This is a genomic window from Cellulophaga sp. 20_2_10 (assembly GCF_023476645.1).
In the GTDB taxonomy this organism is placed as follows: Bacteria; Bacteroidota; Bacteroidia; order Flavobacteriales; family Flavobacteriaceae; genus Cellulophaga.
Map to the genome: position 1 here is coordinate 56580 of NZ_JAMCOJ010000008.1, position 17695 is coordinate 74274.

Annotated in this window: 18 protein-coding genes and 2 tRNA genes; 10 read left to right on the plus strand and 10 right to left on the minus strand. The window is 33.5% G+C overall.

Annotation, left to right across the window (positions count from 1 at the left end):
• Positions 1-8 precede the first annotated feature (8 nt).
• From M4I21_RS14130 to tgt, 7 genes are all read right to left on the minus strand, one after another.
• The gene (locus M4I21_RS14130) at positions 9-908 is read right to left on the minus strand and encodes an FAD:protein FMN transferase (RefSeq protein ID WP_249559881.1); all 900 of its coding nucleotides are present in this window, start codon (positions 906-908) and stop codon (positions 9-11) included.
• Positions 909-997: 89 nt separating this feature from the next.
• Entirely contained in the window at positions 998-1432 is a 435-nt protein-coding gene (locus M4I21_RS14135) for a thioredoxin family protein (RefSeq protein WP_249559882.1), read from the minus strand.
• Positions 1433-1461: 29 nt separating this feature from the next.
• A complete protein-coding gene (locus tag M4I21_RS14140; RefSeq protein ID WP_249559883.1) occupies positions 1462-1908 on the minus strand; it encodes a QcrA and Rieske domain-containing protein in 447 nt (148 codons plus the stop codon).
• A gap of 50 nt (positions 1909-1958) precedes the next feature.
• Positions 1959-3137: an AIR synthase related protein gene (locus M4I21_RS14145; RefSeq protein ID WP_249559884.1), complete on the minus strand. Its 1179-nt coding sequence runs from the start codon at positions 3135-3137 to the stop codon at positions 1959-1961.
• A gap of 97 nt (positions 3138-3234) precedes the next feature.
• The gene (locus M4I21_RS14150; protein WP_249559885.1) at positions 3235-4149 is read right to left on the minus strand and encodes a DMT family transporter; all 915 of its coding nucleotides are present in this window, start codon (positions 4147-4149) and stop codon (positions 3235-3237) included.
• On the minus strand, positions 4136-5215 hold the full coding sequence (locus M4I21_RS14155; protein ID WP_249559886.1) for an LptF/LptG family permease: 1080 nt from the start codon (positions 5213-5215) through the stop codon (positions 4136-4138). The genes M4I21_RS14150 and M4I21_RS14155 overlap by 14 nt, the downstream gene beginning before the upstream one ends.
• A 3-nt stretch (positions 5216-5218) precedes the next feature.
• Positions 5219-6349, minus strand: coding sequence for a tRNA guanosine(34) transglycosylase Tgt (gene tgt, locus M4I21_RS14160; protein ID WP_249559887.1), 1131 nt, complete (start codon positions 6347-6349; stop codon positions 5219-5221).
• Between the two features lie 169 nt (positions 6350-6518).
• Here tgt and M4I21_RS14165 point away from each other — a divergent pair, with 169 nt between their 5' ends.
• The 3 genes from M4I21_RS14165 to M4I21_RS14175 all read left to right on the plus strand — a co-directional run bounded on the left by M4I21_RS14165 (position 6519) and on the right by M4I21_RS14175 (position 9057).
• Positions 6519-7364 carry a transketolase gene (locus tag M4I21_RS14165; RefSeq protein ID WP_249559888.1) on the plus strand — a complete coding sequence of 282 codons (846 nt, stop codon included), beginning with the start codon at positions 6519-6521 and terminating at the stop codon, positions 7362-7364.
• Between the two features lie 49 nt (positions 7365-7413).
• The gene (locus M4I21_RS14170) at positions 7414-8367 is read left to right on the plus strand and encodes a transketolase family protein (protein ID WP_249559889.1); all 954 of its coding nucleotides are present in this window, start codon (positions 7414-7416) and stop codon (positions 8365-8367) included.
• A 105-nt stretch (positions 8368-8472) separates the two neighbouring features.
• The gene (locus M4I21_RS14175; protein ID WP_249559890.1) at positions 8473-9057 is read left to right on the plus strand and encodes an outer membrane beta-barrel protein; all 585 of its coding nucleotides are present in this window, start codon (positions 8473-8475) and stop codon (positions 9055-9057) included.
• 108 nt (positions 9058-9165) lie between these two features.
• Here the strand turns inward: M4I21_RS14175 and M4I21_RS14180 are convergent, their stop codons facing one another.
• The gene (locus M4I21_RS14180; protein WP_249559891.1) at positions 9166-10131 is read right to left on the minus strand and encodes an FKBP-type peptidyl-prolyl cis-trans isomerase; all 966 of its coding nucleotides are present in this window, start codon (positions 10129-10131) and stop codon (positions 9166-9168) included.
• 78 nt (positions 10132-10209) lie between these two features.
• On the opposite strand from M4I21_RS14180, the gene M4I21_RS14185 reads away from it, so the two are divergent.
• Positions 10210-10590: an RNA-binding S4 domain-containing protein gene (locus M4I21_RS14185; RefSeq protein WP_249559892.1), complete on the plus strand. Its 381-nt coding sequence runs from the start codon at positions 10210-10212 to the stop codon at positions 10588-10590.
• 49 nt (positions 10591-10639) lie between these two features.
• Positions 10640-11137: a phosphoribosyltransferase family protein gene (locus tag M4I21_RS14190; RefSeq protein ID WP_249559893.1), complete on the plus strand. Its 498-nt coding sequence runs from the start codon at positions 10640-10642 to the stop codon at positions 11135-11137.
• On the opposite strand, the gene M4I21_RS14195 is transcribed toward M4I21_RS14190, so the two are convergent.
• On the minus strand, positions 11129-11644 hold the full coding sequence (locus tag M4I21_RS14195; RefSeq protein ID WP_249559894.1) for a shikimate kinase: 516 nt from the start codon (positions 11642-11644) through the stop codon (positions 11129-11131). The genes M4I21_RS14190 and M4I21_RS14195 overlap by 9 nt on opposite strands.
• Before the next feature lie 138 nt (positions 11645-11782).
• Between M4I21_RS14195 and M4I21_RS14200 the strand changes: the two genes are divergently transcribed.
• Positions 11783-11855: transfer RNA gene (locus M4I21_RS14200), tRNA-Lys, on the plus strand.
• Between the two features lie 297 nt (positions 11856-12152).
• Positions 12153-12225: transfer RNA gene (locus M4I21_RS14205), tRNA-Lys, on the plus strand.
• A gap of 56 nt (positions 12226-12281) precedes the next feature.
• On the opposite strand, the gene M4I21_RS14210 is transcribed toward M4I21_RS14205, so the two are convergent.
• Positions 12282-13157: a MerR family transcriptional regulator gene (locus M4I21_RS14210; RefSeq protein ID WP_249559895.1), complete on the minus strand. Its 876-nt coding sequence runs from the start codon at positions 13155-13157 to the stop codon at positions 12282-12284.
• Between the two features lie 142 nt (positions 13158-13299).
• Here M4I21_RS14210 and M4I21_RS14215 point away from each other — a divergent pair, with 142 nt between their 5' ends.
• The 3 genes from M4I21_RS14215 (at position 13300) to M4I21_RS14225 (ending at position 17684) form a co-directional block, all read left to right on the plus strand.
• The gene (locus M4I21_RS14215; protein ID WP_249559896.1) at positions 13300-15261 is read left to right on the plus strand and encodes a fasciclin domain-containing protein; all 1962 of its coding nucleotides are present in this window, start codon (positions 13300-13302) and stop codon (positions 15259-15261) included.
• A 126-nt stretch (positions 15262-15387) separates the two neighbouring features.
• Entirely contained in the window at positions 15388-16851 is a 1464-nt protein-coding gene (crtID, locus tag M4I21_RS14220) for a bifunctional phytoene desaturase/3,4-desaturase (protein ID WP_249559897.1), read from the plus strand.
• A complete protein-coding gene (locus M4I21_RS14225; protein WP_249559898.1) occupies positions 16848-17684 on the plus strand; it encodes a phytoene/squalene synthase family protein in 837 nt (278 codons plus the stop codon). The genes crtID and M4I21_RS14225 overlap by 4 nt, the downstream gene beginning before the upstream one ends.
• The last annotated feature ends 11 nt before the right edge of the window (positions 17685-17695 follow it).

Genomic DNA, 17695 nt, shown 5'->3' on the forward strand with positions numbered 1-17695 from the left:
CTTTAAATTTAGTAATTATTTTGGAACGTAATGCCTTTACTTTTATGTATTTGGTTGTTTTGATCTACTATTATAACCTCAACTCCTTTTAATTGCGCTACAACAGACAACCCAGTCTCTACACCCATTACAAAGATAGACGTTGCAAGCGCATCACATAATTCTGCTTTTTTAGCAAAAATGGAAACACTTTTTACACCTTTAGAAGGCCAACCTGTTCTAGGGTCTATGATATGTGAGTATTTTTCTCCTTTAAAAATGATATATTTTTCATAATTACCAGAAGTTGCTACAGATGAATCTACTATAGGCAACCAAGAAAATATTTTTTCTGCATCTAGAGGATTGCTTATGCCTACCATCCATTTTTTGCCACTTACCTGAGTGCCCCAAGTGGTTAAATCACCTGATGCGTTTATAATACCTCCGATTACACCTTTACTAATCATTAATTGCTTTACCTGGTCGGCAGCAAAACCTTTCCCTATTGCCCCAAAGCCTATTTTCATCCCTTTATTTGGTAAAAAAACAGTCTGCTTTTCTTTATCTAGAATAATATTTTTATAACCTACGTTTGCAATTGAGTTTGCAACCTGAGCATCTGTAGGCAAATAATCCATATGTATATTAAACTTCCATACATTATCTAGAGCTGCATAAGTAATATCAAAAGCACCATCTGTTACTTTAGATATTTGTATAGCACGTTCTATTAGTCCAAAAAGTTCTGGAGCTACTTGCACAGGAGCAACACCTGCATTTTTATTAATTTCTGAAGTTTGAGAATTTTTATCCCAAGAAGATATTATTTTTTCTATGCGCTTTACCTCTGCAATGCATTCCTCTATATAAGCATTTGCTGTTGCTGTTTCTTTAGCAACTATAGTAAAATCGAATCTATTGCCCATTAACTTTACAGTTTTATGGGCGGTAATGTGTTTTTCTTGAGCAACTGAAAACAAAAAGAAAAAACAAAACAGGGGGGACAGTAATTTTTTCACTTCACAAAAGTACTCAAATCCTTAATATATTCTGATGGTGAACTATTTTTATATCCTGTTTTACTTAAAATATTTTTATCCTTATCTAAAAGTAGTACAAACGGAAAATAACCTTGTTGATTATATGTATTAGCTAACTCTCTGTTTGCTAATTCTAAGTCGCTTGGTAATCTATTTTTCTTTTTCCTTGGAAAGTCTGCCTTATAAAGTACTAAATTCTTTTCTGCGTATTTTTTAAATTCTGATGATTGCCATATTTCTTGATCTAACTTTATGCAAGGAGCACACCAGTCCGACCCAGAAAAAACCAATAATAGGTGTTTATCCTGCTCTTTTGCCTTAGTAACTGCATCAGAAAAACTACTACTCCATTCTTGTGCTGTTATTGTAAAAGAAAATAACAAACATATTATTACAACTAATTTTTTCATAGCACACGAAATTCAAAAATATTACCAAACTATTCAAACACACGTAACATAGTACCTGTTAGTGTCGTATTATATACTTTTAAAGGCTTGGCAGCTTTACTATCTACTTGGTTTAAAGGCGTACCTGTTTGACTAAAACGAGAACCGTGAACATCACAATAAAAAATACCTCCGTCTACATTTGCAAAACGTACTTGGTCATAGTTTTCGTGACTACAAATTTGAGTGGCAGCAACAAACTCCCCCTCTAGATTTTTAACCACAACAACATCATTCTTAAGAATAAAACCACCATTGGCTTGTAGTTTAGATGCCTCGTCTGACTCTAAATCTATAGTAAAATCTACATTAGTGGGCACTTCTTTTTTATCACCTTCTTCACTATCGCTATCACTAGAACACCCGCCTAAACAAGGAAAAGTTAACGCAAAAGCTGCACCCACTCCTAAAGTCCTTAAAAACTGTTTTCTTTCCATAATTAGTTGTTTTATAAGTACAACGATTAAAAGGTGAAAATTGTTGTTAGTTAATATTCAAAAGTTCCGTACGCACTAGTAATTGTTAGTTTTTTAGTAGCACTTGCTTCTACTCTACCAACTATTTTAGCAGCTACACCAAAACCTTTAGAGATAGCAATTAACTCTTCTGCCACTGCAGGGTTAACATACAACTCCATACGGTGACCACAGTTAAAAACTTGGTACATCTCTTTCCAATCTGTTTTAGACTGTTCTTGTATTAACTTAAACAATGGTGGCACAGGAAAAAGATTGTCCTTTACAATATGTAAATCACCTACAAAGTGAAGAATTTTTGTTTGTGCACCTCCACTACAGTGTACCATACCATGTATGTCTGTGCTGTTATATTTTTCTAATATTCTCTTAATAATTGGTGCGTAGGTCCTTGTTGGTGACAATACCAACTTACCTGCATTTAAAGGAGAATCTGTAACCTCATCTGTTAGTTTAACACCTCCAGAGTACACTAAGTCTTCTGGTACTGCTGCATCAAAACTTTCTGGATATTTATTTGCTAAATATTTAGAAAACACATCGTGTCTTGCAGATGTAAGTCCGTTACTACCCATTCCGCCATTGTACTCGCTCTCGTAAGTAGCTTGCCCAAAAGATTCTAAACCAACAATTACATCGCCAGCTTTAATATTAGCATTATCAATAACATCCTTTTTATTAAGTCTAGCTGTTACAGTAGAATCTACAATTATGGTACGTACCAAATCACCAACATCTGCAGTTTCACCACCAGTAGAATGTATAACAATACCGTGGCTCTTTAAATCTTCAATAAGTTCTTCTGTACCATTAATAATAGCAGATAAGACTTCACCCGGAATTAAATTTTTATTTCTTCCTATGGTAGAAGACAACATAATGTTATCTGTTGCTCCAACACAGATTAAGTCATCAATATTCATTATTAAAGCATCTTGTGCTATACCCTTCCAAACAGAAACATCTCCTGTTTCTTTCCAGTACATGTATGCTAAAGACGATTTAGTGCCAGCACCATCTGCGTGCATTACCAAGCAGTAATCTTTGTCACCAGTTAAGTAGTCTGGAACTATTTTACAGAATGCCTTAGGAAAAAGACCTTTGTCTATATTTTTAATGGCATTGTGCACATCTTCTTTAGATGCTGAAACTCCTCTTTGGTTATACCTTTCGCTATTAGATGAACTCATACTTTTTTACTTTGACGCAAAAATAATGTAATCCATAAAATTAGCAGCAATAAACTTTGGTAGATATCAACAATGATGGTTTATAACCGTGAAAAAATTAAATAACCGCCTGTTTCTTTAATGCTTTCTGGTTCTTTTTCTCTGTTCTGCTTTTTAGAATACCATTAGCAATTACAGTAATTAGAATAATAAAAGCACCTAAATAAAACATAGGGTCCATTTTTTCACTATCACCAAAAATAATAAAGGCCAATAAAATACCATAAACGGGCTCTAAGTTTGTCGTAAGCATTACCGTATATGGACTTAAAAATTTCATTATTTTAACCGATGCAATAAAAGCATAAGCTGTACAGAAAGATGCCAAAACTAAGATATACATCCAATCTGAAGTAGAAAGCTGAAAATTTATCTGGGTAAAATTACCTTGAAAAAGCATATAGATTGATAAAAAGACTACTCCTGCTCCTAGTTCGTAAAAAGAAATTATTGAAGGCTTGTGTTCTTTAATTAGTTTACCGTTCATTAAAGAAAAGACTGTTGCTAAAAATGCTGAAATTAAGGCGAGTATAATACCTTCCTTGTATGATGCTTCTATATTAAAAATAAGTCCAAGACCACCTATAACAATAAGTCCAAAAACAATCTCGTACCAAATAACTTTACGTTTATACCAAATTGGCTCTAATATAGCTGCAAAAAATGCTCCCGAAGATATTGTTGCTAAAGCTACAGATACATTAGATACTTTTATTGCAGAGAAAAATGTTACCCAATGCAAAGCTATAACAACACCTGTGCCCAGTAACAAAAATAAAGTTTTACGAGTTACTTTTAAGCTATTCTTGCGCAAGACAATAAAAAGTAGCACAAAAATAGCCGCCCAGAACATTCTATACCAAACTAGCGGTAAAGCATCTATAGTTATTAGCTTTCCTAGAACAGCAGTAAATCCCCAAACAAATACTATAAAATGTAAATGAAGATAATTTTTAAATTTATCGCTTAGCATTTTTTAACAAGTATAGGCCAATGGCTGCAAATATTGCATTAGGAATTATGATAGCCATTAATGGAGAAAAACCAGCTTGCTCTGCTAAAATAGCAAAAACTCTGTCAAAAAAGATATATATAAAAGCTATTACAATACCAAAAGCCAAATTAACACCCATACCTCCTCTACGTTTTATTGAAGACACAGAGACAGCAATAAGTGTAAGTATAAATGCAGAAACTGGCAAAGCCCAACGTTTATATTTAGCCATTACATACGTATTTATGTTAGATGCTCCTTTTTTACGTTGGTCTTCTATAAACTTATTAAGTTCAAAAATATTTTTAGTTTCTGCCACATAACTAACTGGAGTTAAATCATCTATTTTAAAATCAAAAATAGTGTCCAACCTAGTTTGTTTTTCAATAACCTCTACATTCCCTTTAACGGTTCTAGAAGTAAAACCTGTTAATCTATATATAGTATCTGTTGGTACCCACCTAATACTAGAAGCGGTAAGTTTATATGTTAATTTATCATCATTATCAAAATGTTCTAACACAAAGTTAGTACCCCGCTGCCTGTTGGGATCAAAACTACTTATATAAAGAAATTCGTTTTCGTTTAACTGATTGTATATATTACTAGTTTCCTGAAACTTTTTACCCTTTTTTAAATACTTAAATATAAACTCATGATAGTCTAAACTTGCTTTGGGCACAATAAACATAGCCATAAAAAACATAAGTATAGCTATAATGGTTGCTCCTATAAAATAAGGCCTTAAAAAACGCCCAAAAGAGATTCCAGAACTTAAAATAGCGACAATTTCTGTATTGGCCGCAAGCTTAGAAGTAAAAAAGATAATAGATAAAAACAGAAAAATAGGAAATAGAAGACTCCCAATATATATGATAAAGTTCATATAATATTCTAGCACTTCTAAAAGCGGAGCTTCATTCGCTACTATTTTACCTATTTTTTCTGCCAAATCTAGCATTACACCAATTGGCACAAACAACAAGATCATTACCGAAAAGGTAAGCAAATAACGTTTTAATATATATTTATCTAGAATACTCAATTACTACAATCTTTTATCCATTTGTTTTACCATCATATTTTTCCACTCAGTAAAATCGCCAGCTTTTATATGCTTTCTAGCTTCACGAGTTAACCATAGATAAAAACCAAGGTTGTGTATGGTTGCTATTTGCTTTCCTAAATACTCATTAGCAGCAAATAAATGACGTAAATATGCTTTAGAATATTCTGTATCTACAAAGGTCATTGCCATTTCATCAATAGGAGAAAAATCTGCTTCCCATTTTTTATTTTTAATGTTTATAGTCCCATGCGCAGTAAACAACATTCCGTTACGGGCGTTACGTGTTGGCATAACACAATCAAACATATCTACACCTAAAGCTATATTTTCTAAAATATTAATAGGTGTACCTACACCCATTAAGTATCTAGGCTTGTCTTCTGGCAGAATGTCACAAACAACTTCTGTCATTGCGTACATTTCTTCTGCCGGCTCACCTACAGATAAACCACCTATAGCATTACCTTGCGCTCCTGCATTAGCAATGTATTCTGCAGATTGTTTACGTAAATCCTTGTATGTTGACCCTTGTACAATAGGGAAAAAAGTTTGCTCGTAACCGTATTTAAACGGTAACGTTTCTAAATGATTCATACAACGGTCTAACCAACGGTGCGTCATATGCATAGAGCGCTTTGCATAGTTATAATCGCACGGGTAAGGGGTACACTCATCAAACGCCATAATAATATCAGCACCAATAGTACGCTGAGTTTCCATTACGTTTTCTGGTGTAAAAAAATGAAAAGAACCATCTATATGAGATTTAAACTTAACACCTTCTTCCTTAATTTTTCTATTTGCTGATAAAGAATAGACTTGGTAACCGCCACTATCTGTTAAAATATTACGATCCCAACCCATAAATTTATGCAAACCACCGGCTGCTTCCAGAATATCTAATTTAGGGCGCAAATACAAATGGTAGGTGTTTCCTAAAATAATATCTGGGTTTATTTCTTCTTTTAATTCTCTTTGATGAACCCCTTTTACAGATGCAACTGTACCAACTGGCATAAAAATAGGTGTCTCTATAACACCATGATCTGTAACCATTGTTGCGGCACGTGCCTTACTCTGCGCGTCTTTTTTTTCTATTGTAAATTTCAAAAACTATCGTATTTATAACCGCAAATATAATCAACTCAGCTACAAAAAATTGCTAACAAAAAAATAAAGTTGCCTATTAATTGTAAAGTAGTTAATAAATTATAATAACTAGCCTTGTACAAGCAAAAGATAGACCTTATTTTTACACGCGAATTAACAACATATAAAAATGCCAAGACTGGAAGAATTACAAGATTTGACCACGCAAGTGAGAAGGGATATTTTAAGAATGGTGCACAAAGTTAACTCTGGCCATCCAGGTGGTTCTTTAGGTTGTGCAGAATTTTTTGTAGCCCTGTACAATGAATTAATGGAATTAAACGAAGGATTTGACATGGATGGTAAAGGTGAAGACCTTTTCTTTTTATCTAACGGTCATATTTCTCCTGTTTATTATAGTGTTTTAGCACGTAGTGGATATTTTCCAGTAGATGAGCTTAACACTTTTAGACTAATTAATTCTAGATTACAAGGACACCCAACTACGCATGAAGGGTTACCTGGAATCCGCATTGCATCAGGTTCATTAGGACAAGGAATGTCTGTAGCAATTGGTGCTGCATTAGCTAAAAAGTTAAACAAAGACAGTAATCTTGTATATAGTTTACACGGAGACGGTGAATTACAAGAAGGTCAAAACTGGGAAGCTATGATGTATGCTTCTGCTAATAAAGTTGATAATTTAATATCTACTATAGATTTAAACGGACAACAAATTGACGGTTCTACTGATACCGTTTTAGCAATGGGTAGCATTAAAGCTAAATTTGAAGCTTTTGGATGGGATGTTTTAGACATAAAAGAAGGTAACAATCTTGAAGCTGTTATAGCTGGTCTTAAAAAGGCAAAAACTATGACTGGCAAAGGAAAACCTGTTTGTGTATTATTACATACAGTTATGGGTAATGGTGTAGATTTTATGATGCACACACACGCTTGGCACGGTAAAGCTCCTAATGATGAGCAACTAGAGATAGCATTAGCACAAAACCCTGAAACTTTAGGAGACTACTAATAAAAATTAAATCTACCTTCTCTTACAAAAGAGAAAAATCATAAAGGATATGAAAAAATACATAGATCAAGGAAAAAACGATACTAGAAGTGGTTTTGGTGCAGGTTTAACAGAGTTAGGAAGAACAAACCCTAATGTTGTTGCATTATGTGCAGATTTAATTGGCTCTCTTAAAATGGATCAATTTATTGAAGAAAATCCAGAGAGATTCTTTCAGATAGGTATTGCAGAAGCTAACATGATGTGTATTGCTGCTGGTTTAACTATTGGTGGTAAAATACCATTTACAGGTACTTTTGCTAACTTTTCTACAGGAAGAGTATATGACCAAATACGCCAATCTATAGCATATTCTGGTAAAAACGTAAAAATTTGTGCTTCTCACGCTGGTGTTACATTAGGTGAAGATGGTGCAACGCACCAAATATTAGAAGACATAGGATTAATGAAAATGTTACCAGGAATGGTAGTTATTAACCCTTGTGACTACAACCAAACAAAAGCTGCTACTATTGCTATTGCTGATTATGAAGGTCCTGTTTACTTGCGATTTGGAAGACCAAAAGTAGCAAACTTTACTCCTGCAGATCAGAAATTTGAAATAGGTAAAGCTTTACATTTAACAGAAGGTACAGATGTTACTATTGTAGCAACTGGACATCTAGTTTGGGAAGCTTTAATAGCTGCCGAAAACCTAGAGAGTCAAGGTATCTCTGCAGAAGTAATTAATATACACACTATAAAACCATTAGATGCTAACGCAATTATTAACTCTGTTAAAAAAACAGGTTGTATAGTAACTGCAGAAGAACATAATGTTTTAGGAGGTTTAGGAGAAAGTGTTGCGCGTGTTTTAGCAACAAGCCAACCAACACCGCAAGAGTTCATTGGTACTAATGATACTTTTGGAGAAAGTGGTACTCCTGCGCAATTAATGGAAAAATATGGTTTAGACAATAAAGCGATAGAAAAAGCCGTTATAAAAGTTATAGAACGCAAGTAAGAGAATGGTATCGTTATTGATACTTAACTTACATATTAATTAATAACATATTGAGAGTGATTGTTTTTTTACAGTCGCTCTCTTTTTGTTTAAAACACTTTTAAAATGAAAAAAACACTTTTAGTAATTACATTGGCTTTAGCTAGTTTAGCTACTTATGCCCAAACCGATGCTGGTTTTGGTATAAAAGGAGGTTTAAACTACGGTGGTAACGGAGATTATTATGATTCGGCAAAGGATGCATATAATAATCCTGACAAAAATGTAGGATACCATATTGGTATTTATGCAAAAACAGCTGGCAACTTATACATTAGACCAGAATTGATGTACACCTCTTTAAAATCTGGTTATGCCGAAGATTTTAAAATGCAAAAACTAGATTTACCAGTTTTAGTTGGCGCAAAAGTATTTGGCCCTATAAACGTATTTGCAGGTCCTGCTTTTCAATATATTTTAGACACAGATTATGATGGCTTTACCATTGGCGATGTAAAGAATGATTTTACCGTAGGTCTTAACGTAGGTGTAGGAGTTAATTTAGGTAAACTAGGAGTTGATGTTAGATACGAAAGAGGATTTAGCAATAATGAAGTTGATATTATTAACGCTGACCTTACATCTGTTAGAAAAGACAAAATAGACACAAGACCAGATCAATTGATATTAAGTGTATCTTTAAGTCTATAATTATTAGAAAACTAATTACTTAGTAATATTAAAATTAGTGATTAAACAAAAGAGCCCTAGAAATTAAATTCTAGGGCTCTTTTTATATTTTTTAATAGTACCGTTATACTAGCTATTTGGATCCAAGTAATCTGGAGTACCATCGTTATTAGAATCTGGATAAGGGAAGATTATATTTCCATCAGCATCGCTAATTTCATCTCTAGTTAATTTACCATCGTTATCATCATCATTATCTAAGTAATCTGGCACAGTAGAAATGGATGAAGACCCTTCTTCTGATGCTAAATCTGTGTTATCATCAAACAAATATCCATTATCATTTAAATCTTCTAAATAAGAAGGTACACCATCATTATCATGATCAGCTTCGTTAACAGCCATTAAATCAATCTTAAAAATTAATGGACTATACTCCGCTATAAGCCCAGTCGCATTGTTATAATAACCAAGAGCTGAAGGAAAAATCACAAGTCCAACTCCATAATCAGTGATTTCAAAAGTACCATCTTCATTAATGATTGGTGCTCCACCTGCTTTTAAGAATTTAGCACCTTCAGAAAAACCTCTTGCTCCTTGACCAGGGGCTTGAATTGTTGCTAAATCAAACCATAAAGGAGTAGCTGTAGAAGCATCAAAAACTGTGTTATCTAACAACAAACCTTCGTAACGAACATAAGTAGAATCCATTGCAGTGGCCTGATCACCGACACCCTGCCTAGCTACTAAGTAATAATAGGTATGCTCTACCTCTTTATTATTACTTAAACCAATTTCAGAAGACCTAACAGTAGTTTTCACTGCTGTCATCATATCTATTAAAGGGGTTTTCCCTGCATTATCACCTTCAATTTCACCTAAAACAATTTTATAATCAAAATCTGCTGGAGGATTCGCAAACTCTTCATAGTTGTAAAAATGAGTCTCTAAATATTGAACTATAGAGTCTTTGTCTTGGTCTACTATCTCACTCAAAGCTTTAGGAGGAACTACAGTAAAGCCATTATCATCACTACCACAAGACCATACTAAAATGGCTAGTAAAACAAATATAAGTACGTTTTTAAATTTCATCTATTTTAATTTATGAGTCGCAAGATACAATTTTCCCCTATTTTTGCGGAAGTAGTTAACAAAGATTTTGGATAGATTATGAGGATAGACAAATATTTATGGTGTACACGATATTTTAAAACAAGAAGTATTGCTACGGAAGCCTGTAAAAAAGGACATATTAAGATAAATGAAAAGGCCGTTAAACCATCTAGAGATGTTTTCCCTACGGACAAAATCGAGGTTCGAAAAAACCAAATTAACTATAAACTTACCGTATTAGATGTGCCTCCAAACAGAATTGGCGCTAAATTAGTAGATATGTACCGCAAGGATACTACTCCTAAAGAAGCTTTTGAACATTCTGATCTTCTAAAATACTCTAAAGATTATTATAGAAAAAAAGGAGTTGGAAGACCTACTAAAAAAGACAGAAGAGAAATAGACGATTATACGACTAATTCTACGGAAGAAGAATAAGACTTAAAAAGTCTTTACTATCTTTGATACATCTAAAATTACAGTACAAATGCAGAACAAAATATTATCTCACGACCAAATTCAGCATAAAATAAAGCGTATTGCCTATCAAATTTACGAAGCTAATGTTAATGAAACAGAGATTGTAATTGCTGGTATAGAAGGTGGTGGCTTAAAATTTGCGAAAAAATTAAGCACTGTTTTAGAGGATATCACCGAAGCCAAAATTACACTATGCACTGTAAAAATGGATAAGAAAAATCCATTAAAAAGCGGTGTTACAACTTCTATCGCTACGGAAGATTACACCAATAAATCTGTTGTTTTAGTAGACGATGTTTTAAACTCTGGCTCCACCCTAATCTATGGCGTGTTTCACTTTTTAAAAGTTCCGTTACGCCAATTAAAAACAGCTGTATTAGTGAACAGAAACCATAAAAAGTACCCTGTTAAAGCAGATTACAAAGGAATTTCTTTATCTACTTCCCTACAAGAACATATAGAAGTTGAGTTTAAGCCTAAAAATGATGCTGTTTACCTAAACTAACGCACCTATTATCTCATTTACGACTGTGGCACTATCTTTTTGCTTTACCAATATGGTATGGTGCGCCTTTGTATAAAAATAACTTCTCTCAAACAAATGTGTACCAATAAACTCTGGAAGCTCGTTTTCTGGAATATTAGCTATTAAAGGTCTATGTGCTTTCTCCTTCACCAATCTTTTAATTAATTCTGGTATTGGCACATTTAAGTAAAACACATTATTAGTACCGTTGGTCATTACGTTAATATTATCTCCATAACAAGGAGTACCACCACCGGTAGAGAGTACAAAATCTTCATTTGAAGCAAAAATTTCTTTTAAACACAAAATTTCTACTTTTCTAAAAAAAATCTCTCCTTTGGTCGAAAACAGCTCTGGAATTGACATCTTATATTTTGCTTCAATATAAGTGTCTAAATCCAAGAAATTGATTTTCAAACGCTTGGAAAGCTCTTTCCCCACAGTAGATTTACCACTACCCATATAACCAACCAATACTATTTGCATCTATTTTTTTATACAAAGATGCTCTATTTTTAAGCGAAATAAAAAAAAACGAAAAAAAATAAAAAAGTCCTTGTCAAACTAAATAAAGGTCATATATTTGCACCCGCTAACAGCAATATGCTTAGGCGATGGAATAATGACCTGGTAGCTCAGTTGGTAGAGCATCTCCCTTTTAAGGAGAGGGTCCTGGGTTCGAGCCCCAGCCCGGTCACAATTAAAGAAATCCGAAAACATTATGTTTTTGGATTTTTTTTTGCACTAAACTGAACTCCCCCTTTTTACAGTTTAAAATTCAATTATCACACAAATCCGCAGCTTGAATTCTACTTTTAAAAGAGTTTTTTTCTATCAATTAAAAAAAAATAAAACTCTAATTAAATCTAACACAGGGGGTTTAGCCGTAGCTTTTGTTTTACTTATTATTTTATTACAAAAAGTCCTTGTCAAATAAAATAAAGGTCATATATTTGCACCCGCTAACAGCAATACGCTTAAGCGATGGAATAATGACCTGGTAGCTCAGTTGGTAGAGCATCTCCCTTTTAAGGAGAGGGTCCTGGGTTCGAGCCCCAGCCCGGTCACAAACAAAAAAACCGAAAACATTATGTTTTCGGTTTTTTTTTGCTTTATACTTAAACTACGATATTCTGTCTCGCAATATACTTATTAACTCACCGGGATTAGAAACATAAATTGTTCTATCCTCAAAATATTTAGTTTCTAAATTTACAGGATTACCAGAAACAAGAAGATCTGCAGTAGTCTGACTTAATACAGCTTCTATTTTTTCCTTTATTCTATCTGGTACTGTAGTTACAAACATTGTCAATAACAGATTAGGCTTTACTATGCTCTGCACAGATTCTATATTACTAATAGGCACGTGCTGTCCTAAATAAAACACATTCCACCCTAGATCTTTTGCTATATACTGCGCCAACAAAAGCCCTATTTCATGGTGTTCATTTTCTGGTAAAAATAAAATAATCCTAGGCGCATTGGTTTCGGGCAAAGGCAATGCATTAATTGCAGCAATTACTTTTTGTCTAATTAAATTAGATATAAAATGTTCTTGCGCTGGCATCACCTTATCAATACCCCACAAAACACCAATCTGATTTAAAAAAGGATAAATTAAATCTGTAACGGCGTTTAACAACCCTTTACTTGCTATGTGTGCGTCTATAATTTTTATAAACTCGCGCTCGTTCATCTCTAACAAACCCAACATAAGTGCCGTAAGCTCGTCACCCTCTATAGGCTTAAGTAAAACTTCTGTTACGTTAGTGTGCAACTCTTCATTAGACATCTTATCTATCTTAGATATCTTAAATCCATTACGCTGTAAAATACTTACATTAAGAAGCTTTCTTAATAACTCATCTGTATAAAATCTAATATTAGTATCTGTCCGTTCTGGCTCTATAAAGCTATACCTACTCTCCCACTTTCTTAATGTATGTGCATTAATACCAGTAAGTGTAGCTACTTGCGACATTGAATAACTACCCATTTTTAATCGTTTTTATAATAACAAATGTAGTATAAAAAATAGGCAAGAAGATAGTTTTGTCTAATTTTTTTGAAATTTACCTAGACAATTTAAAATATTTTAATACATTTGTCCAACAATGAACCTATAAAAGTTAGACATTATGAAAATGAAAATTTATTTATCCGCTTTAATTTTGTTCGTATTCGCTTTTACATCTTGTAATGACGATGATGACAGTACTGCTCCAGAACAAACACAATTAAATATTGTAGAGACAGCTTCTAGTACAGATGCGCTTAGTTCTTTAGTTGCTGCCTTAGCTAAATCTGATGAGAGTCCAAACTCTGATCTTATTACAGCTTTAAGTGGTACAGGACCTTTTACAGTTTTTGCCCCTACAAATGATGCATTTACTGCTTTATTTAATAGTTTAGATGGCTATTCTTCGCTTGCAGATTTTGATACTGAAGAAGAGCAAGCTTTACTTGCTACAATTTTAAAATACCACGTTATTGCTGGAGCTGCTGTGGCATCTAGCGATTTAACAGACGGCCAAGTAGTTACTACGCTACAAGGAGAAGAAATTACAATTAACCTTAACAATGGTGTATTTATTACAGATGCATCTGAGGTAGATGCACAAGTTATTTCTGCAGATGTAGAAGCAACAAATGGTATTGTACACGTAATTAATAAAGTATTACTACCACAAACAGTAATAGATGCAATAAACCTAGGAACACTTGTAGATGTAGTTGTTGCTAGCGATGCACTTACCGTTTTAGAAGCTGCTGTTATTAAAGCAGGCTTAGTAGACACACTTAGTTCAGATGGTCCTTTTACAGTTTTTGCTCCTACAGATGCTGCTTTTGTAGCCTTATTAGATATGCTAGGCGATGATTATAACTCTTTAGAAGATTTTGATACTGAAGGAGAATTAGAGTTACTTAAAAACATTTTACTTTACCACGTTATACCTGCAAAGGTTTTGTCTACAGATTTAGCTGCAGGCGAAGTAGGTACTGCTTTAGCAGACAACTCTATAGAAGTTGTAGATAACGATGGCACATTTGTTCTATCAGATGCCTCTGATGTTAATGCAACTATTTCAGCTGTAGATATTATGGCATCTAATGGTATTGCACACGTTATTGATAAAGTTTTATTACCACAAGCCGCTGTAGACTTTATAGCTTCTCAACAACCTACTATAGTTGAATTAGCTATAGCAACAAATGATTTATCTATATTAGTTGGCGCACTACAACAGGCAGACGCTGGACTAGTAGATTTATTGGGAACAGAAGGACCTTTTACCGTTTTTGCCCCTACAAATGATGCTTTTGCTGCTTTGTTAGATGAATTAGGAGACGATTATAATGAGCTTGCAGATTTTGATACTGAAGATGAAAAAGAAATGTTAGCTACCATTTTAAAATACCATGTAATAGCTGGTACTGCAGCTTACTCTACAGATTTATCTAACAACCAAATGATAACTACTGCACAAGGAGAAGATGTAACAGTTAACTTAACAGGAGGCGTTTTTATACAAGATGCTACTGATACAGACGCAGCAGTAACAACTGCAGATGTTATGGCTAAAAATGGGGTTGTGCATATTATAGACAAAGTATTATTACCACAAGAAATTGTAGATGCTTTACAACCTAATATCGTAGAACTTGCTATTGCTACAGATGATTTATCTTTATTAGTAACAGCTTTACAACAAGCTGATGCTGGCTTAGTAGCGTTACTAGGAACTGAAGGACCTTTTACTGTATTTGCTCCAACAAATGATGCTTTTGCTGCGTTATTAAATGATTTAGGTGAGGATTACACAAGCCTAGCAGATTTTGACACTGAAGAAGAAAAAACTTTATTAGCAAATATTCTTAAATACCATGTTGTTTCTGGAGCTGCTGTTATGTCTACAGACTTAACAGATGGCCAAGTTGTTGCAACAGCATTAGAACAAAACATTACAATTAATTTAACTGGCGGAGTTTTTATTACCGACGCCACAGGTAATAACGCACAAGTTACAACCGCAGATGTTGCTGCAAGTAACGGTGTTGTTCACATAATAGACAGCGTATTAATGCCAGATACTCATTAGAATTATATTAGATTAACCTGTTGGTTGGGTTAATTTGGTTGTTGTGCCGGTGATGTAAAAATCACCGGTTTTTAACATTATTTAAAAAACATATAGTATCTTTCGGAAGATACGTGTTAACACTTTATGAAAAAGATTATAATTATTGGCTCGGGGTTTTCTTCACTATCTGCTAGTTGCTACTTGGCCAAAGCAGGTTACGACGTTACCATACTAGAAAAAAACACAACTACGGGCGGTAGAGCAAGACAATTAAAAACCAACGGTTTTGTTTTTGATATTGGCCCTTCATTTTATTGGATGCCAGATGTGTTTGATAAATTCTTTGCCGACTTCAACAAAAAAACAAGTGATTATTATCATCTAGACCAACTAAACCCTGCTTATCAAATATATTTTGATAAAAATGATTCTATTTCTATTTCTGAAGATTTTAACGAAACCAGAGATACATTTGAAAAAATTGAACCAGGTAGTGGCAAACAATTAGAACGCTTTATTAACAAAGCAAAAATTAACTATGATATTGCTATAAAAAATTTAGTTTACAATCCTGGCGAAACTATTTTTGAGATTATAAACAGAAAAACAATAAGCAAGTTATACGAATTTATACTAACCATAAAAAATCAAGTTTCTGGTTACGTAAAAAACAACAAACTACGTAAAGTACTAGAGTTCCCTGTATTGTTTTTAGGAGCAAAACCTAGCAATACACCATCATTCTATAACTTTATGAATTATGCAGATCTTAAATTAGGTACATGGCATCCACAAGGAGGTATGTACAAAGTTGTAGAAGGTATGCAAGCACTAGCACAAAGTTTAGGCGTTAAAACCATAACAGATAGTCCTGTGTTAAAAATTGACATACAAGATGGCGTTGTTAAAGGTGTAGATAGTAAAAGTGGCTATTTAGAATGCGATATTCTTTTAAGTGGTGCAGACTACCACCATACAGAAACTTTGCTGCCGCAGCAATACAGACAATATTCAGAAAAATATTGGGATAAAAAAATATTTGCTCCTTCTGCCCTATTATTCTTTGTTGGGTTTGATAAAAAAATAGAGAACGTAAATCACCATACTTTATTTTTTGACACTGATTTTGAAGAGCACGCAAAAACAATTTACGACACCAAAGAATGGCCTAACAAACCGTTATTTTATGCAAGTTTCCCTAGTAAAACAGATAAAACTTGTGCTCCAGAAAACAAAGAATCCGCTGTGTTTTTAGTGCCAATTGCACCGGACATAGAAGATACAGAAGAATTAAGAGAACACTACTTTAATCAAATTATAGAAAGAGTAGAAGAAATTACAGATCAAAAAATAAAAGACGCTATACTTTTTAAAGAATCTTATTGTGTAGACAACTTTAAGGATGATTATAACTCCTATAAAGGTAATGCGTATGGCATGGCAAACACATTGTTGCAAACCCATATACTAAGACCTAAATTAAAAAGTAAAAAAGTAGATAATTTATATTTCTGTGGACAATTAACTGTTCCAGGACCTGGTGTACCACCATCATTAATCTCTGGTAAAGTCGTAAGTGAACTAATTTTAAAGCACAGTAAATTATGAAAGCTCTGTTTGATTCTTCAAGTGTTAACTGCAGTAAGTTAATTACGAAAACCTATAGCACATCATTCTCTTTAGGTATTAAACTTTTTGCACCCTCTATAAGACCAGCAATATATGCTATATATGGTTTTGTTAGATATGCGGACGAGATTGTAGATTCTTTTCATGATTATGAACAAGAAACACTATTAAACGAGTTTGAGGAAGAGTATAGAAAGTCACTTAAAAGAAAAATTAGTCTAAATCCTATTATAAATTCTTTTCAAGAAATTGTTTTAAAGTACGACTTACACCAATACGTAGATGCATTTTTAACAAGTATGCGCCACGATCTGGACAAAACAGAATACAATACCAAAGAAGAGTATGATGATTATATCTACGGTTCTGCTGATGTGGTAGGTCTTATGTGTTTACGTGTTTTTGTAAATAACGACAATGAAAAATTTAACCACTTAAAAGAATCTGCTCAATATCTAGGTTCTGCTTTTCAGAAGGTGAATTTTTTAAGAGATTTTAAGGATGACATTAATGACTTAGGGAGATCTTATTTTCCAGAGCTAGAAACCAACACTTTAACTAAAAGTGCTAAAGAAAGTATTTTAGAAGATATAGAAAACGATTTTGCTGAAGCCTACAAAGGCATTATACAATTACCTTTAGAAAGTAGATTAGGCGTTTTTGTTGCGTATAAGTATTACTCCAAACTACTTAAAAAACTAAAGAGAGCCGATACTACTAGCATCATGAATAGCAGAATACGTATTTCTAATCCGTTAAAATTTTTAATTTTAACCAAAGCATATATCAGATTTAAATTCAACATTATTTAAGCTAAAACGTG

Bases quoted from the DNA above. Each gene is read 5' to 3' on its own strand.
- M4I21_RS14170 (WP_249559889.1), top strand. From the start codon at position 7,414: ATGAAAAAATACATAGATCAAGGAAAAAACGATACTAGAAGTGGTTTT.
- M4I21_RS14165 (WP_249559888.1), top strand. From the start codon at position 6,519: ATGCCAAGACTGGAAGAATTACAAGATTTGACCACGCAAGTGAGAAGG.
- M4I21_RS14175 (WP_249559890.1), top strand. From the start codon at position 8,473: ATGAAAAAAACACTTTTAGTAATTACATTGGCTTTAGCTAGTTTAGCT.
- M4I21_RS14225 (WP_249559898.1), top strand. From the start codon at position 16,848: ATGAAAGCTCTGTTTGATTCTTCAAGTGTTAACTGCAGTAAGTTAATT.
- M4I21_RS14190 (WP_249559893.1), top strand. From the start codon at position 10,640: ATGCAGAACAAAATATTATCTCACGACCAAATTCAGCATAAAATAAAG.
- M4I21_RS14185 (WP_249559892.1), top strand. From the start codon at position 10,210: ATGAGGATAGACAAATATTTATGGTGTACACGATATTTTAAAACAAGA.
- M4I21_RS14135 (WP_249559882.1), bottom strand. From the start codon at position 1,432: ATGAAAAAATTAGTTGTAATAATATGTTTGTTATTTTCTTTTACAATA.
- M4I21_RS14180 (WP_249559891.1), bottom strand. From the start codon at position 10,131: ATGAAATTTAAAAACGTACTTATATTTGTTTTACTAGCCATTTTAGTA.
- M4I21_RS14145 (WP_249559884.1), bottom strand. From the start codon at position 3,137: ATGAGTTCATCTAATAGCGAAAGGTATAACCAAAGAGGAGTTTCAGCA.
- M4I21_RS14140 (WP_249559883.1), bottom strand. From the start codon at position 1,908: ATGGAAAGAAAACAGTTTTTAAGGACTTTAGGAGTGGGTGCAGCTTTT.
- M4I21_RS14210 (WP_249559895.1), bottom strand. From the start codon at position 13,157: ATGGGTAGTTATTCAATGTCGCAAGTAGCTACACTTACTGGTATTAAT.
- crtID (WP_249559897.1), top strand. From the start codon at position 15,388: ATGAAAAAGATTATAATTATTGGCTCGGGGTTTTCTTCACTATCTGCT.
- M4I21_RS14130 (WP_249559881.1), bottom strand. From the start codon at position 908: ATGGGCAATAGATTCGATTTTACTATAGTTGCTAAAGAAACAGCAACA.
- M4I21_RS14195 (WP_249559894.1), bottom strand. From the start codon at position 11,644: ATGCAAATAGTATTGGTTGGTTATATGGGTAGTGGTAAATCTACTGTG.
- M4I21_RS14150 (WP_249559885.1), bottom strand. From the start codon at position 4,149: ATGCTAAGCGATAAATTTAAAAATTATCTTCATTTACATTTTATAGTA.
- M4I21_RS14215 (WP_249559896.1), top strand. From the start codon at position 13,300: ATGAAAATGAAAATTTATTTATCCGCTTTAATTTTGTTCGTATTCGCT.